25 protein-coding genes are annotated in these 13,756 nt (G+C 66.3%); 8 read left to right on the plus strand and 17 right to left on the minus strand.

Annotation, left to right across the window (positions count from 1 at the left end):
- Positions 1-124 precede the first annotated feature (124 nt).
- The 5 genes from NVV32_RS10885 to NVV32_RS10905 all read right to left on the minus strand — a co-directional run bounded on the left by NVV32_RS10885 (position 125) and on the right by NVV32_RS10905 (position 3,675).
- Complete coding sequence (locus NVV32_RS10885; protein WP_422390154.1) at positions 125-619, minus strand: hypothetical protein; 495 nt, start codon at positions 617-619, stop codon at positions 125-127.
- Positions 620-715: 96 nt separating this feature from the next.
- Complete coding sequence (locus NVV32_RS10890; RefSeq protein WP_422390155.1) at positions 716-1,318, minus strand: hypothetical protein; 603 nt, start codon at positions 1,316-1,318, stop codon at positions 716-718.
- Positions 1,319-1,548: 230 nt separating this feature from the next.
- Complete coding sequence (locus NVV32_RS10895) at positions 1,549-2,430, minus strand: hypothetical protein (RefSeq protein ID WP_422390156.1); 882 nt, start codon at positions 2,428-2,430, stop codon at positions 1,549-1,551.
- Between the two features lie 664 nt (positions 2,431-3,094).
- On the minus strand, positions 3,095-3,421 hold the full coding sequence (locus NVV32_RS10900) for a hypothetical protein (RefSeq protein WP_422390157.1): 327 nt from the start codon (positions 3,419-3,421) through the stop codon (positions 3,095-3,097).
- A complete protein-coding gene (locus tag NVV32_RS10905; RefSeq protein ID WP_422390158.1) occupies positions 3,418-3,675 on the minus strand; it encodes a hypothetical protein in 258 nt (85 codons plus the stop codon). The genes NVV32_RS10900 and NVV32_RS10905 overlap by 4 nt, the downstream gene beginning before the upstream one ends.
- A 181-nt stretch (positions 3,676-3,856) precedes the next feature.
- Here NVV32_RS10905 and NVV32_RS10910 point away from each other — a divergent pair, with 181 nt between their 5' ends.
- Together NVV32_RS10910 and NVV32_RS10915 are read left to right on the plus strand one after the other, a co-directional pair.
- Positions 3,857-4,771 carry a DNA/RNA non-specific endonuclease gene (locus NVV32_RS10910; protein ID WP_422390159.1) on the plus strand — a complete coding sequence of 305 codons (915 nt, stop codon included), beginning with the start codon at positions 3,857-3,859 and terminating at the stop codon, positions 4,769-4,771.
- A 92-nt stretch (positions 4,772-4,863) separates the two neighbouring features.
- On the plus strand, positions 4,864-5,052 hold the full coding sequence (locus tag NVV32_RS10915) for a hypothetical protein (RefSeq protein WP_422390160.1): 189 nt from the start codon (positions 4,864-4,866) through the stop codon (positions 5,050-5,052).
- Positions 5,053-5,361: 309 nt separating this feature from the next.
- Here the strand turns inward: NVV32_RS10915 and NVV32_RS10920 are convergent, their stop codons facing one another.
- From NVV32_RS10920 to NVV32_RS10945, 6 genes are all read right to left on the minus strand, one after another.
- On the minus strand, positions 5,362-5,745 hold the full coding sequence (locus NVV32_RS10920; RefSeq protein ID WP_422390161.1) for a hypothetical protein: 384 nt from the start codon (positions 5,743-5,745) through the stop codon (positions 5,362-5,364).
- Positions 5,746-5,756: 11 nt separating this feature from the next.
- Positions 5,757-5,927, minus strand: coding sequence for a hypothetical protein (locus NVV32_RS10925; protein WP_422390162.1), 171 nt, complete (start codon positions 5,925-5,927; stop codon positions 5,757-5,759).
- A gap of 150 nt (positions 5,928-6,077) precedes the next feature.
- Complete coding sequence (locus NVV32_RS10930; RefSeq protein ID WP_422390163.1) at positions 6,078-6,272, minus strand: hypothetical protein; 195 nt, start codon at positions 6,270-6,272, stop codon at positions 6,078-6,080.
- A 153-nt stretch (positions 6,273-6,425) separates the two neighbouring features.
- Complete coding sequence (locus NVV32_RS10935; protein ID WP_422390164.1) at positions 6,426-7,280, minus strand: hypothetical protein; 855 nt, start codon at positions 7,278-7,280, stop codon at positions 6,426-6,428.
- 45 nt (positions 7,281-7,325) lie between these two features.
- Positions 7,326-7,619: a hypothetical protein gene (locus NVV32_RS10940; protein WP_422390165.1), complete on the minus strand. Its 294-nt coding sequence runs from the start codon at positions 7,617-7,619 to the stop codon at positions 7,326-7,328.
- Positions 7,570-7,791 (minus strand): hypothetical protein, encoded by a 222-nt coding sequence (locus tag NVV32_RS10945; protein ID WP_422390166.1) that lies wholly within the window; start codon positions 7,789-7,791, stop codon positions 7,570-7,572. Before NVV32_RS10945 ends, NVV32_RS10940 begins: the two co-directional genes overlap by 50 nt.
- Before the next feature lie 220 nt (positions 7,792-8,011).
- Between NVV32_RS10945 and NVV32_RS10950 the strand changes: the two genes are divergently transcribed.
- The 5 genes from NVV32_RS10950 to NVV32_RS10970 all read left to right on the plus strand — a co-directional run bounded on the left by NVV32_RS10950 (position 8,012) and on the right by NVV32_RS10970 (position 10,354).
- Positions 8,012-8,197: a hypothetical protein gene (locus tag NVV32_RS10950; protein WP_422390167.1), complete on the plus strand. Its 186-nt coding sequence runs from the start codon at positions 8,012-8,014 to the stop codon at positions 8,195-8,197.
- Positions 8,198-8,275: 78 nt separating this feature from the next.
- The gene (locus NVV32_RS10955) at positions 8,276-8,464 is read left to right on the plus strand and encodes a hypothetical protein (protein ID WP_422390168.1); all 189 of its coding nucleotides are present in this window, start codon (positions 8,276-8,278) and stop codon (positions 8,462-8,464) included.
- Positions 8,465-9,274: 810 nt separating this feature from the next.
- Complete coding sequence (locus NVV32_RS10960) at positions 9,275-9,496, plus strand: hypothetical protein (RefSeq protein ID WP_422390169.1); 222 nt, start codon at positions 9,275-9,277, stop codon at positions 9,494-9,496.
- Between the two features lie 117 nt (positions 9,497-9,613).
- Positions 9,614-9,916 carry a DUF4193 domain-containing protein gene (locus tag NVV32_RS10965; RefSeq protein ID WP_422390170.1) on the plus strand — a complete coding sequence of 101 codons (303 nt, stop codon included), beginning with the start codon at positions 9,614-9,616 and terminating at the stop codon, positions 9,914-9,916.
- 57 nt (positions 9,917-9,973) lie between these two features.
- Positions 9,974-10,354 carry a hypothetical protein gene (locus tag NVV32_RS10970; RefSeq protein WP_422390171.1) on the plus strand — a complete coding sequence of 127 codons (381 nt, stop codon included), beginning with the start codon at positions 9,974-9,976 and terminating at the stop codon, positions 10,352-10,354.
- Here NVV32_RS10970 and csrA read toward each other — a convergent pair.
- Complete coding sequence (gene csrA, locus NVV32_RS10975; protein ID WP_422390172.1) at positions 10,335-10,589, minus strand: carbon storage regulator CsrA; 255 nt, start codon at positions 10,587-10,589, stop codon at positions 10,335-10,337. The genes NVV32_RS10970 and csrA overlap by 20 nt on opposite strands.
- Before the next feature lie 203 nt (positions 10,590-10,792).
- Here csrA and NVV32_RS10980 point away from each other — a divergent pair, with 203 nt between their 5' ends.
- Positions 10,793-10,921: a hypothetical protein gene (locus tag NVV32_RS10980; RefSeq protein WP_422390173.1), complete on the plus strand. Its 129-nt coding sequence runs from the start codon at positions 10,793-10,795 to the stop codon at positions 10,919-10,921.
- A 27-nt stretch (positions 10,922-10,948) separates the two neighbouring features.
- Here NVV32_RS10980 and NVV32_RS10985 read toward each other — a convergent pair whose 3' ends face one another.
- From NVV32_RS10985 to NVV32_RS11005, 5 genes are all read right to left on the minus strand, one after another.
- Entirely contained in the window at positions 10,949-12,028 is a 1,080-nt protein-coding gene (locus tag NVV32_RS10985) for a hypothetical protein (protein WP_422390174.1), read from the minus strand.
- 62 nt (positions 12,029-12,090) lie between these two features.
- Positions 12,091-12,417: a hypothetical protein gene (locus NVV32_RS10990; protein WP_422390175.1), complete on the minus strand. Its 327-nt coding sequence runs from the start codon at positions 12,415-12,417 to the stop codon at positions 12,091-12,093.
- A 34-nt stretch (positions 12,418-12,451) separates the two neighbouring features.
- Positions 12,452-13,111 (minus strand): recombinase family protein, encoded by a 660-nt coding sequence (locus tag NVV32_RS10995; RefSeq protein WP_422392035.1) that lies wholly within the window; start codon positions 13,109-13,111, stop codon positions 12,452-12,454.
- Between the two features lie 167 nt (positions 13,112-13,278).
- Positions 13,279-13,527, minus strand: coding sequence for a hypothetical protein (locus NVV32_RS11000; protein WP_422390176.1), 249 nt, complete (start codon positions 13,525-13,527; stop codon positions 13,279-13,281).
- A gap of 87 nt (positions 13,528-13,614) precedes the next feature.
- Entirely contained in the window at positions 13,615-13,755 is a 141-nt protein-coding gene (locus NVV32_RS11005) for a hypothetical protein (protein WP_422390177.1), read from the minus strand.
- Position 13,756: the final 1 nt, after the last annotated feature.

Genomic DNA, 13,756 nt, shown 5'->3' on the forward strand with positions numbered 1-13,756 from the left:
AAACACAAACGGTAGCACCGGGCACCGACCGTGGGATCACACCTGTCAGGCCTCAGGGACGAACAGGTATTTCCGTCGCCGCGCACGCGGGCGGATCCACAGCGGGCAGGTAGGGATGACCACTTCAGCCGAGAACACGGTCCAGGAATCCGGGGTGTTTTGGGTCGCGGATGTCGTAGGCAAGGTTCGGCTCGACGTCGACTGGTGGCCGCGGCGAACTGCGCCACTGCGCCTGCATCTGGGCCGCTTCGTGCCGCTGGGCGTTCTCGATGAGGTCGCTCGCGAGGATCGATCCGAAGTCGCCCTGTTCCCCGTCCTCGAGGCTCCGGTTGTCGTGCAGGGCCTTCAGCAGCGCCCGGTCGTCGTCGACAAGGTGGTCGAGCAGGTCGATCTCACCGTCGTTGAAGGTCTCGGCGCCGGTGTCGCGGGCGTTGATGGCTTCGCGGATGGCCGCGGTCCGATCACCGATGCTCAGCGCGCCGGTCGCCGCGATGTACAGCTCGCGCTGCCGGTCCTCGGTCGACAGGGTGACTGCCGGTTCTGCGTGGAGTGCGGCCGAGAACTGTCCGCCCGCGGGAAGGCCGGCGGGGGTGCGGGGCTGGGTCAGCGAGGTCGTCATGCCCGATATGTGTGCGGCGCCATGAGATTCTGCCACCGACGACGAAGGCCAGCGCCCGTGATCGGGTCGCCGGCCTTCAGCATCACAGGACGGACGTCAGCACATCACGGCGTGATTCATATGGCCGCGGGTGTTCGCACTGGCAGTCTGCTTTCCGGCGACCTTGGCCGCCTCTTTCCCCGTGGACAGGTACGCGTTGAAGACCGACTGGAACCACGTGTCGACCTTCGTGCTGCGCACAGCCTTGCCGGTCACGTTGGTGGCGCGCTTCGCAGCATCGAAGGTTTTGGCAATGTTCGCGCTCAGAACGGTTGCCTTCGCCTGGCTCTTGACCGCTTCCAGCGTGTTCAGCCGGACGCAGCGCACCCGGTTTGTCCCGAAGGAGCTGGACTTCATGTTGTAGAGGATGTTCGCCACGGCGGCACGGAGCTGCGCGTCTTTCCCGACGTACGGGGCAGTAGCCATGAGCACTGCAGCCTGAACGCTGGCGCGGTCGTTTGTCGTCGTCCGCCCGTAGACGTTGCGGTACAGGCTCCGCATGTTGCAGTTCTTGATGACGAAGCCACTACAGGCGGGCTCGCCGGTGATCCCCTGCTTGTCGTAGGTGGCTGCGTTCGCGGGGGTGGCGGGGACGAGCACGAGGCAGAGGACGAGGGCGAGGGCGAGGGCGAGAATCAGAGCCTTCAACCGATTGATCACGATGGGTCCTTTCGAGAGCGAACGGCCCAAGCACTCGCCTGCCGTGTGCCTGGTCCCGGTACCTATCTGTGTGCGGCAACCGGCGCCGGCGGCTGAGGCCGGCGTCCCATGATTGGTACGCCGGCCTCAGCCGCCGGTGTGATGCCACAGGTGATCTTGCCGCAGGAGCGCGGTGAGGATCATGACGGCTTCCATCCCCGGCGGCAACGACCCGCGCGGTTTCTGCCCACCTAGATGGGTGGAGCGTCCCGCCGGGCCTTCACCCGGTCCCTGGCCAGTGCCTTGATGTTGGCGGTGCCGTAACCCTGGCCGCTGTCGGCAGCCATCTCTTTCGCGGCCCACTCGGTTGTGGCGTCCTCGCCGGCGACGATGCGGCGATCGATCTCCGACTCGAGGGCCGAGAGGGGGTGGGTCGTGAAGTGCTCATTCTCTTCGACCGGAACGGTGTTCCGTTCAGCCTTCACGATGCCGAGCAGCTCGTTGCGGGCGGCCAGCTGCTGGAGCTGCATCCGGTGCCAGCCTTCGGGCTGCTGGCGCTGGAAATCGAGCATCCTGTCGAAGTACCGTGCGTCCATGAAGGCCGAGCCCTTCACCTTGAGCCAGAGCTGGTGCTCAGGGAGGTAGAAGTCCGGAAGGTAGAAGAGCTCAGGGCCGATCTGGTAGTGGCTGGGCTCGTAGTCCCAGTTGACGTCGAGCAAGTCCAGGAAGATCAGCCATCGGGCCTCGAGGCGGGAGCGGAAGACCTTGCCCGAGTAGAGCGCTTCACGGCCGACGGGCTTGGGCGCCCGGGAGGTCCGCTTCTTGGTTGCCGGCGCAGCGGTCGATGCTGCTGTGGATCCGGTCTTCGCGGTCGCCTTATGCGCGGTCTTCGACGCAGCCTTCGAAGCGGCCGCGAGCTTGGATCGCGCTGCCGTGCGGCGGGTAGGCGTCCGGGTGGAGGTCCGCGCAGTGATCTTGCCTGCGGTGGTCCTCTCAGCGGCGGCGGACCTTCGGTGCGGTCCTGCGTGAAGCCGCCCGAGGCTGTGCGGGTTCAGCCTTCGCGGTTCGCTGGGTGGGCGCGGCCTTCTTAGCGCTGGCACGCCTTGGGTCGATCGCGTGGCTGCTGCAGGCATGTGATCCTTCTGCCCTAAATCATGCGTAGAGCGAGGCGTCACGGCCCTCGACGGCCACGACGAGGAGTCTGGCATGGGCGGGATCGGCCCCGGAGGCTTGTCCGACCACTGTCCATCCTGTCCGACCATTGTCCGACCATGTGGTCGGACAAGAAGTTCCGCTCAAACAAAGGGAAGGAGGGGCCATAGATAGATAGATATGACTTGTCCGACCACCTAATATCTATCTATGCGCACAGGCTTCCCTATATGTTTACCCTCCCTCCCCCAGGGAGATATATACCCTCTCCCTATACTGTGTCCTGTTTTCCGGGCGGACAGGTCGGACAAACTGATTGGGAACACCCAATGGCACTTTGACTAGCGACGATGCCTCAAAATCGTGTCCGACCAGTGGTCGGACAGCGGTCGGACACGCGTGGACAATGGTCGGACAGGCGAATCGAAAGAATGCGCGAACAATGGAGCGCATTTGCTTCTTCGTGGTACCCTGAGGACCGAACGGAACGTAGAGAGAGTGACGAGGGGTACCACGGCCACCTGACGGGTGGCCTTTCTCATGCCCTGATGTGGGCTACTGGGTCTGGGCGCGCTGACGGCAGGCAAACGAAGGGCCCATCACCTCTTCATCGGGTGACGGGCCCTTCCTCCGACCTGAGAGCTGTCAGTCGATCCAGCACGCTGCCGGTGCCCACCGCCGGTATGCACCCTTGTTGAGCCGGCGGACCGCGTCCCAGGAGTAGCCGGAGGTGTCCGAGTCGAGGTAAACGCGGGCGGTGTCGGCCGCCTCGTCCCCCTCCTCCGGCCGGCTTAGGGTGCAGGTGATCGACGCAGGGATCGCCGTCTCGTGTCCGGGCCCGTTCCACGGGTCGATGAGCAGCACCTGCGGCGTGGCAAAGGTGAGTACCTTCCTGCCGGCGGACTCCTCGTCTGAGAGGGGCCGACACACGGCATCGGCGACCGGCGCGTGGAAGATAGAATTGAGCTTCACGTCCTTGTGCCAGTCGTAGGGCCCTCGGTTCGTGCAAAGTCGATCAGCTCCGGGGTGGTCAGTCCGTTCTCGGCAGCCTGTTCGAGCACCCCTCGTCCGAATTCACCGATGCCCTGGCCGACGCTGATCGCGGAGAGGTCCATGGCACCGTAGAAGCCCAGCTGCTCAAGGCTGAGCCCGTGGAGGAGGGCGCCCTCCTTCGCCAGCTCCAGCTCGGCCTCGGTGAAGTCCCTGACGGTTTTGCTCTGGCGCATGGGCGTCCTTCGGTCGGTTTGCCGCAACGCTATCGAGCCGGGGCGGATCTGTCTGCTGCACTAGCGGCGCAGCCGAGCAGTCCGGGCGGCTGTCCACGTCAGCTCGGCGCTGGAGACAACAGCGGCCGTACCGTGACCGCTGGTTCACCTGACCGTCACCTGCCGCTGGTAGCTTCGCCGGATGGACGCCACCCTGCCAGCACCCCAGGCCGTGCTCACCGCCACGACCGCCAGCCTCGCCGACCGTGAGGGCTTCGACGAGCAGTTCCTCGGCGTCCCGGTGCCCGTGCCGTCACTGGCCGGCGTCGACACAGTGCTGCTGCCCTACACGCACTTCTCGGTCCTGATGCGCCCGGACAAGCGCCTTGCCGCCATCACAGCACTCGGGATCGACGGTGCGAAGCTGATGGACCTCGACCGCTCCGGGATCGACTGGCGCTTGGATCCGCGGCTGCCGGAGGACCAGCAGACCGGTGAGCGGGTCTACGCGCGCAACGACATCGACCGCGGGCACCTGGTGCGCCGCGCCTCCGCCGTCTGGGGCGACACCCGCGCCGAGGCCGCCACCGCCAACGAGGACACCTTCCACTACACGAACGCCGCCCCGCAGGCCGCGAAGTTCAACCAGGGCCTCGAGCTCTGGCTCGGTCTGGAGTCGTACCTGCTGGAGAACGCCGCCGACAACGGCCGGCGCCTGATCGTGTTCACGGGCCCGATGTTCAGCGACCTCGACCCGATGTACCGCGGCGTGGAGATCCCTCTGCGCTACTTGAAGGTCGCCGTGTTCCTGCAGGAGGGGACTCTGGCCGCCACCGGCTACGTCGTCGACCAGACGCCGCAGCTGGCCGACCTGCCGGACGTTCCCCGGCCGGGCGCCGTCGACGACGGGGACGCTCCTCCGCTGGGTCCGTTCCGGACCTTCCAGGTCCCGATCCGGGACATCGCCGCGCTGACCGGACTGGACCTCGGGCAGCTCGTCGCCGTCGACCGGATGCCGATCGCCGCCGCGCTTCCGAGCGCCCGGGTGACCTCGGCCTGGCGCGAGCTTTCCAGTCCGGAGTGCCTGGACCTGGACTTCGACCTCAGAGCCTCGTAGCCTCACCGCGACCAGGATTTGGTAGTTGGGTGGCAGCGACCTCTGTTGCGCGCTCCTGCGCCGATATGATCAGCCTGGAGAAGGGGGCCGTCATGGCGAGGAACACGGGCGAGGGCAAGCGAGTCGGTCTGATCAAGGATCGCTACCAGAAGCAGAACACGAAGAGTGGGCGCTGGGAGAAGTACGACAAGAAGGGCAACTATGTCGGGACGAAGAAGTCCGACGGACCCTTCAAGAGCATCGTGCGGCTCATCGGCCGCAATCCGAAGCGAATCAAGTGACAGCCCAGAGCATCTACGTGTCCAGTACAGGCCCGAAGAGCGCAACTGACTTGGCATTCCGAGCATGACGTGTTCGCTGTGTGGCTTCGAAGGGCACAACATGCGGAGTTGCTCGGGACCCCACTGGCCCTGCTCAACTTGTGGCAAGCCGACGGCCAACATGAATGATCCATTCGAGCGCCATGACGAAGCTTTCTGCTCTCCCATGACCACCCCGGCCTGCTGGGGCACTCCCACCCTGACCCAAGCCTGATAGTCAGCGGTGAGGGCGACAACGAGCCCGTCATCACATGGAGCCCTGCAGTCCCGCTAGTCGCGCCACCAGCGGTCGGTCTTCGTAGAGTCCGGATCGAAGTCCCACTCGGCGTCGATGGCGTCGGCGAAGCATTCCTTCTGCTCCGTCGTGAGCTGCGTCCAGGTGTGCCGGCCGACGTACCGCGCCAGGGCGGACAGCGTCTCGCGCTGCACGGTGGCAACGGTCCTGATTGGAGCGTTCGGCATGGGGAGGCTGTCGGTCGCGAAGACCTCGCGCACGAGTTCGTACAGCGCCGTGCGGGTCTCCTCCGAGGCGCCGGCTGCAGTCAGCTCATCGAGCTTGCCCTGGACGACGGCGGCAGCCGAGTGGATGCCGGAGTTGCGGGAGCGGGTGAGCAGGCCCGAGATCGGACCGACGATGTCCCTGTCGGTCGGCATGGAGGAACTGCTCAACGGGCAGTCTCCACGGGAGCAGCCTGCCGACCAAGGCGGGCAATGAGAAGGACGCCGCCGAGGAGCACGAAGGCGAGCATGGTCTGGCCGTTGTGGATCGGCGCGGTCGCACCGCTGACGAGTGCGGCGAGGAGCAGGATGATCTGAGCGAGCTTCAGGGAGGTCATACCACGTATGTGTGCGGGAGATCTGGAAAGACTCTCCGGGCGAGCACATGACGTTGGACACAGCCCCTGGCCGACCGCTGACGCAGGGCACGAAAAAGCCCGCCGGGCGGTCGGCGGGCTTGGGGGCCAGGGCGGTGAGGTGCGAGTTCATCAGCGGTCCTCCATCCGGAGGGCGGAGCGGACGCGGGCGGAGCGCGAACCGATGCGGTTCGTCTGGCCGGTGCGGTGCTTGCGGGCCTTCTGATCCGCGTGGACGCCGGCGGCGCCGGATGCTGCGAAGCGCACGCGCGAGGCGATGAGCTCGGCCGGCTGTGCGAAGCCGGTCTTGGGGGCCTTGGTGGCCATGGTCCTGCCTTCCTGTTGGTTGCACACGTCATGTGTGCGGCACGGACCATTCTGCACGACGGCGCTGACGACGGCGCGGGTCAGCGGCGTCGCCGGAACAGGTCCTGGTTCAGCGACAGGACGTAGAGCAACAAGGCGAGCAACCCGATCACCTCAGTCGTCATCCTCGGCTGCGTCGTAGACGGCGAGGCAGAGTTCGTCCTGGCGGTCCTTGAAGGCCGCCAGCCGGTGATCGCCCGCCCCGTCCCGGAGGAGGTCTGTGCTGGCCGGCGTCAGCGCGTCTGCGATCGCCTCGATGAGCGGTGTCCGGTCCGCGCGGAACGCGAGGCCAACGAGGCGGAAGATCTCCGATCTGATGGCGCCGCTCTGCTTGACCAGCCAAGTCAGGTAGACGTCCTGGGAGAGCCGGTCGGCGCGACGTTCGAGGCTCGGCGCCTCACCGACCAGGAGAGGACTCGCCGGCTGCCCGGCCAGTGCGAGCACAGCCGGAATGAAGTCGGGGCGCAGCCGCCAGATGCTCATCTCCTGCCCGAGACCAGTCTTCGGGACCGTCCGCAGCCAGGCATCCCGTCGCCCAGTCCACTGCGCCGCGGACACGCCCTTCGGTCGGTCCGAGTTGTTCCAGTAGGAGAGGGGCTCGACCTCGGGCAGCGCGGCGAAGGCGTCGCGGTACAGATCGTCTTCGACGGACAGGATGACGAGCTCGCGTCCGTTCCGCGGGTCGGTCCCGTGGTGGAGCTCGAAGCGCTGCGGGTCCTGCATCCGGTAGCTCGTGCTCATCTCGCGCTGCTCGGTGGCCCAGGCCTCGGCGAAGTGCTGGAGCGGCGCCTCGGGCCGGGCCCTGTCGCGGTAGTCGAGGTGGTCCAGTCCGAAGAGCGTCGTCTCAGCGAGAACGCGCGCGTCGAGCAGGTCGTGGATGGGGTCCATGATGGCCGGGAGCCGGGCGAGGAAGGCATCGACGTTCGTGCCGTCGGCGAGGCGGTAGCCGTGAGGGATCTTGGTGCTCATGGGACCTCATGTGTGCGGACGAGGTGATCGCCCGCACCGCGGCGGCTACTTCGTCTCGGGAGCGATGAGGGGCCTGTCGACGCCGGTCTGGAAGGACTCCTTGGCCTGGTCGGCGAGCACGAGGGTCTTCATGCGCTGGAGCGCGGCATCGCCGGTTACGACGTCGCCGCCGATGCGTGCCTCGAGGTTCTTGCTCGGGAAGCCGAGGGCATCCAGGGCGATGCTGCGGACGATGTCGTTCTCGGACCAGCCCTCGTAGACGCACGCCTCATCGAGCAGGGCGTCCTGCTTATTCCTGAATGTCGAGCCCGCTGGCGACCTGGTCCTGCACCTTGGCATAGCTCTCGGTGCTCGCGGTGAGGTCCGGGTAGGCCTCGGTGATCGCCGAGAGCCTGGCGCCGCCCGTACCGGGGTCCGTTGCGCCGTCGTAGCGACCCTGAACTGCCGCGGTGAGGACCTCCTCGAGCTGGGCGCTGCCCTTGTCTGCGATGTGGGTTGGCTTCGCCGACAAGGGCAGCATTAGTTTCAGCGGCGGGGAAAGTAGGAGAACCGTCTCGCTTAGACGCCGGAAGCCGTCGTCGCGGGGTGGAGGCTCAAAGGTGTCGAAGCGCCAAGTTGCTGCCGTCAGTCCCGCTGCAGCTCACCCACCGCATTTCCACACCGCCGAGAGTCTCGTATCCTTCATGCACAGGGGTCTGTCCACAGCGGAAGGCCATGAGGAACGGGGCGTCATGGTCGACCAGGACCTGGTAGATGCGATGGTCAAGCGATGGAAGTCCCAACTGGGTTCCGACGACTACAACGAGGATGACAGCGACGCGTTGCTCGACGCGATCCGGACGCTCTCTGAGGAGGCTTTCGAGCAGATCAAGGCCGACTTCGGCTTCGACGAGTACCTCAGGAAGCGCTACCCGTAGACCTGACAGCCTCGGTGAACGTAGCCTTCGAGCTTGAGCGGCTCACCTGGAGCCAAACGCCCAGTGGAAAGTGGACAGATGAGCGACGAGCAGGACTACACCGATCAGCTGATGTCGCAGTGGAAATCGAATATCGAGGCCGACGACCACGACTACGATGAGACGCTCAACGAGTCCCTTCTCGCCGAGATCCAGAGCGTATCGCCCGATGCGTACCAGCAGATCGTCGACGAGAACGACATCGAGCGGATTCTGGGCCCGAGCTAGGCAGCGCCCCGCGCCGTCTGTCCGTCAGGCCCCGAGCGGTTTCTCGCACAGACGGCACTCGCGACGCCCGCCGACACCGGAAGCCGCGATGACCAGAAGTCCGGCTGGGCTGGTGTCCCATTTGTCTGCGACCGCCGAGCACCAGGCCGGGTGGAACACCGCGCCGGTCCTCATGACGTAGACCTGCCCGCGCCCGATCTTAGGTGAGCCGTCGACGCCGCGGGCGACGGGCTCCTCTGGCTCAATCGGTCCGAGCTCGGCTGCATCGGCATGCGCCTTCTTGATGAACTTCCTGGCCCTGGCTTTCGGTGCCTTACCTCGTCCTGCGGATGTCACTGTCCCACCCCCGTGGTTCGTCCTTATACCCGGGGCGCAAGTTCCGTGGCACGAAGCCCGGGTTCGCCGATCTAGAGGTCTCGGCCCTCTTGCGTCGGGCCTCCTCCTGCTTACGCAGCCTGACCTGCTTCCAATCCGGCTCAGGTGCCCTGGCATGCGGCCTGTACAGGACGACCCCCTTGCCTCCCGGTCGCACCGCCCGGCACTGTCGGCCCCTGCTGGCTCCGCAGACCTTGCATTTCGCCGTGTTCAGCTGGACCCGACGCGGTCTCGTCCTGATCAAGCTTCCGCCCAGGGAGCCCCCTGTGGATCCTCTCAATGGCATGATCGCCCTCCTCGTCCAGAGGACAGTAGCGCCGGAAATCGGCTGAAGCACAGCCAGCTCGACACAATGCCGACATCTAATTTTCGTGTTCGAACGACCACATTCTGGAGACGGTTACGGCCAGCGCCTCCCCCGCACACATGGAGCGCATGACCCGCCTTCGTTTCGCCTCCTCGGTCGGCCTCCGGACCCTGCTCGCCACCTTGTCGCTGGCCCTTTTCGTGCTCGCGATCTGCCTCGTCGTCGTGATTCTCCGCACAGGTCCGGGACCCTATGACACGGCGGGGCTGAGCTGCATCACGGCGATCTTCCTCGGCGGTGCCGCTGTCCTGGCGCACCACGCGGTGGCTCGCCGCCGGCCGGTCCGGTAGCTGCGGGGCAGGGTTTCCGCGCGGAGGCCGCCGCCGCCGCCGATGGGGCGTCGGGAGGTCCTGATCTACGCATGTACTCTGTTGCGACTCCCCCACCACAGAAGGACTGAGAACCCCATGGCAACCGACTACGACGAGCCACGCGTCAAGCCCGAGGACATGCCCGTCAACGAGTCGCTCGAGGCGATCCAGGCGCAGCGCAGCAGCACCACCCAGACCTCCTCCATCGACGCCGAGGAGGGCGACACCGCCGAGGGCTTCGACCTGCCGGGCGCCATCCTCGAGGACGAGCTCACGGTGAGCGTCGTGCCTGTTCAGGAGGACGAGTTCACCTGCATGTCCTGCTTCCTGGTTCACCACCGGAGCCAGCTCGCGCGCGAGAAGAACGGCGACAAGTACTGCACCGAGTGCGAGGGCTGATACCGTCCGGCGCGGCCGGCAGGCACTGTGGGATACAAGAGAGGGGGTAGCGCAGGCATGACGACAGAGACAGCGCGCCGACCGGCGCGGAAACGCGAATCAGGTCGCGGATACCTCATCCTCGGATGCGCGATCGCGGCCGGGACCCTCGCTCTGGTCGTCCTCGGCGCAGTTCCCGCGACGATGCCTGCGTTCGCAGCCCTCGTTGCCGGCGCCGCACTCGGCCTCTGGCTCTTCCGGATAGGCTCGCGCCGGCCCTGGGTGTCGCTGCTGTGCCTGCTCGGCGCCCTGGCCGGCTGCTTCGCGCTGTACGCCCACACTGACGTCCCGGGCCCGGCCGCTGCTGCATGGATGGGCGGCTTCGTCGCGGGCACCCAGCTCGGCACCGCCTGGCGTATCTCGGCCAGGAACCGGCAGGTTACTTCTCCGGCTCGGTGAACCGGATCTGTAGTCCGCCTGCCAGCAGCTGCTGAAGGGTATCCCCGTCGGAGGCCGACGCAGCATCCCGATTGGCCTGGCTGACCGCCTCCACGACCTCTCCACGGTGGACCGAGACGCTCTTGGGCGCGGCGATGCCGAGCTTCACACCGGCGGCGGATGCCTCCAGGACGGTGATGGTGATGTTGTCGCCGATGACGACCGTCTCCCCTACCTTGCGGGTCAGCACGAGCATCAGATGGTCCCCTTGCTGGCGGGTACGCCGTCGATGAAGCCGATGGGTAGGCCGAGCTCGTTGACGCTGGCCGGTGAGAGGGTCCCCTCAATGTTCATTCAGGCCTCAAAAGACCTTGGTCAACGGTTCCGACCATCGCCAACGCGATCCGCACCAACGAGCTATCCAGCATCGCGGGCCAACTCAACAACGCGGAGAGCGGCTTGATCCCCTTCGAGGTCAGCCTGGCGAAGCTGCACCTGGACGGGGTGCTCAACGAGTCCGTCGGCCGCCAGAACGAGATCCGCAAGGACTCCTTCATGCGCGCCGTGGCAGCCGGCCGCCGCCGGTAGTCGCCAGTGGCGCCTCCCCCGGCTCAGTCAGGCGAGGCGCACCTCGTACTCGTGCAGGGCGAGCTCGATAGGTCCGTTCGTGGTCGCGGCCGAGAGGTAGGACTCGATGCCTGCCACCCCGGCTCCCTGCAGCCCTGAGGACCGGTCCTTCGCGGTCATCTGCCACGCCCGCGGTTCCGGCTGTCCTGCCTTCCAGAGCTTGCCCGAGATCGTCGTCGGCGAGTTGCCCTTCACCTCAAGGCGCAGGTTCAGCCGATCCCCTGCCCGATAGCTGATGCCGCCGATCGCGCGGCCGGTGTAGCGAGTCTCGACGTTGCCGACCTTCTTCAGGAGGTCCAGGGCGACCGCGCCGCTTGGTGAGACGAATACCTTGGCCCGGTAGTCCGCCGTACCTGCCTTCCTCCCGATGACGAACAGGGTGAAGCCGCCGGCGTTGGGTACCTTGCTGACGGAGAACTCCGTCTTCACGGTGGCCGAGGGCACCGACTGTGTCGGAAGCGACATCCGGATACTGTGCCCGGCCTCGTTGCTGATCCGCCCGGCTCCGGCAGCTACGGACAACCTGGGCGCGTAGAAGTCGGGCTGGGTCCATCTGCCGGCGACGTCGGCCAGGCCCCAGGTGCCGCTCTCGGAGCGGTCGAAGGAATCCTGGGCGATCACCGGTGCACTCACCCTGGCGCGGAGCAGGCTGTAGGCCTCACGGGTCAGGCAGGAGGTGTCCACGGCGGGATTGGTGTCCTGCGCCTGGGCCCGGTCCGTTGCGACGAACGTGCGACCGGTCTTCGAGCCTGAGACCGCAACGAAGCACCCAGCGCCCTGCGGGACGCCTGCCGCGACCCGCCCCTCCCCCGAGACGTAGCCGCGGCCGGCGAGGTCCTCGGAGCTGAAGTACGTTCCATCCTTCGCGTGAGCGATCGATTGCGCTGACGCCAGCGCAGACAGGTCGGACCGCGCAGCATTGTCCTGGGTGTAGGGCACGACGCTGGTTGCGGCGATGACGATGCCGACACTCACGATGCCGAGCAGGATCGCGCCGACGACGAAGGAACCGACTTCCACCGCGCCGTCCTCGTTCCGTACGCCGGCCAGCCTACGCACTGCGATCATGCCGTCTCCTCCGTCTGGTATCCCAGAGGAAACATGCGTAGGCCGGACCGGCACGGGTGCGCTCAGCGCATCGTTTCCACGCCGATGTCGAAGCCGGTGATCCTCGGGCCGCTGACGACGATCTCGGCACCCGTATCTCCGAACGCATAGGCGAACCAGGATTCGTAGGGCTCGAGCCGGTGATTCCAGGACAGTGAGGTGTCGAGGTGGTGGGCCCCGGCTTCCATCGCACCTTCAAGCGTGTGGTGCGGCTCCCGATCCACGTCCGGGTCTCCTGGAACTACGTGATCGAGTTCGTTCATCGTGCCGATACTGAGCAAGAAGCCATTCATGGCTGCCACCTTTCGTGACCAGGCGGCCTCTCCGCCGGTCACCTCCACTGTCGTCACAGCTTCGCGGACAGGTGTGGGACGCAGCAGCGTGTCACTTTCTGGCGGGCAGCTTGCTCCTCGTCGCGTACTGCGACCGGCCGCGGCCGTGGACGACCTCACCCTTCTTGGGCTCCACGTCGGGGCCGAACTGCTTCAGGTACCGGTAGGCGGTGGCCCGGCTCCAGCCGACGGCCTCGGCTGCCTCCCTCATGGTGTTGTTCTCGCTGAGCAGCTGGCGCAGCACGCGGACCTTCCGCTCCACCGACTCGGGCTTCGGCGCCGGCTTGCCGAACTGGACGCCGCGGGCCTTGGCCGCCATGACGCCCGCGCGAACGCGCTCGTTGATCAGCTCACGCTCGAATTCTGCCAGCGTCGCGAAGAGGTGGAGTTGGAGTCGGCCCTGAGCCGTGCTCGGATCTACACCGTCCATGATCGACTGCAGCTCGATGCCCTTCTCGAGGATCTCATTGACCGTGTTCACGACGTCGACGAGGCTTCTGCCCAGGCGGTCGATCCTCCAGACCAGGGTCCGGTCACCGGGTCGCGCGTAGTCCAGGAGGCGCTTCATCTCCGGTCGTTCGCGGGCTGCCTTCGCGCCGGACATCTCGTCGATGAAGATGCGCTTCCGGTCGACGCCGGCCTCGACCAGGGCCTCCACCTGCATGCTCGCGTTCTGGTCCGTCGTACTGATGCGCGCGTAGCCCAGCAGCATTCTGTGCACCCCCGTTATGTCTCATGTCTCCTTAAGGGCTTTCGAGCTCCTGCAGTGAGACGGTGTTGATGAGACATTTACCACCCCGGAATGACAGTCCTGGCGCGGAATCGGGAGTACCTCCCCAAGCTAGAGTCCGTGAGACGCGGGTGTTGATCACCGTGATGTCACCGACGGCGGTAGGACCGGCGGAGCGAGATTCGACCCATCCGCTGTAGCCTGCGTACATAAGCCGGCAGGGCGACCCGTCCGCCGGGAACCGGCGGCACCCTGTCGAGGTGGTCGACGAGGCTGATGGGAGGCACCTGCAGCCTGCTGCGCTCCTCCACCACCTGGCCGCTGTCGATGGCTGACGGGAACAGTGCGATCGTCCTGTTGCCGGGCAGGGCGGCGCTAGGCGCGAGGATTCCGTCCATGCCTGCGGCGCGGGCCGTCTCCGAGAGTTGCTGGCAGAGCTCGTAGTCGTCACCGGTCAGGTCTGCTTCAGTGATGCCGAGCGCGGCCTAGTTCGCGGCGCTGCACACGTCGAGCACGGTGAGCCCGGAGACCATGACCCGTCCGGCGCGACGCCTCACCTCGAAGGGATCCACCGCGGAGGCGCCGTCCAGGAAGTGCCGGAAGAGCTCGCACCAACTCGCGCGCATG

It is taken from the genome of Arthrobacter sp. N1 (assembly GCF_048288285.1).
GTDB lineage: Bacteria > Actinomycetota > Actinomycetes > Actinomycetales > Micrococcaceae > Arthrobacter_D.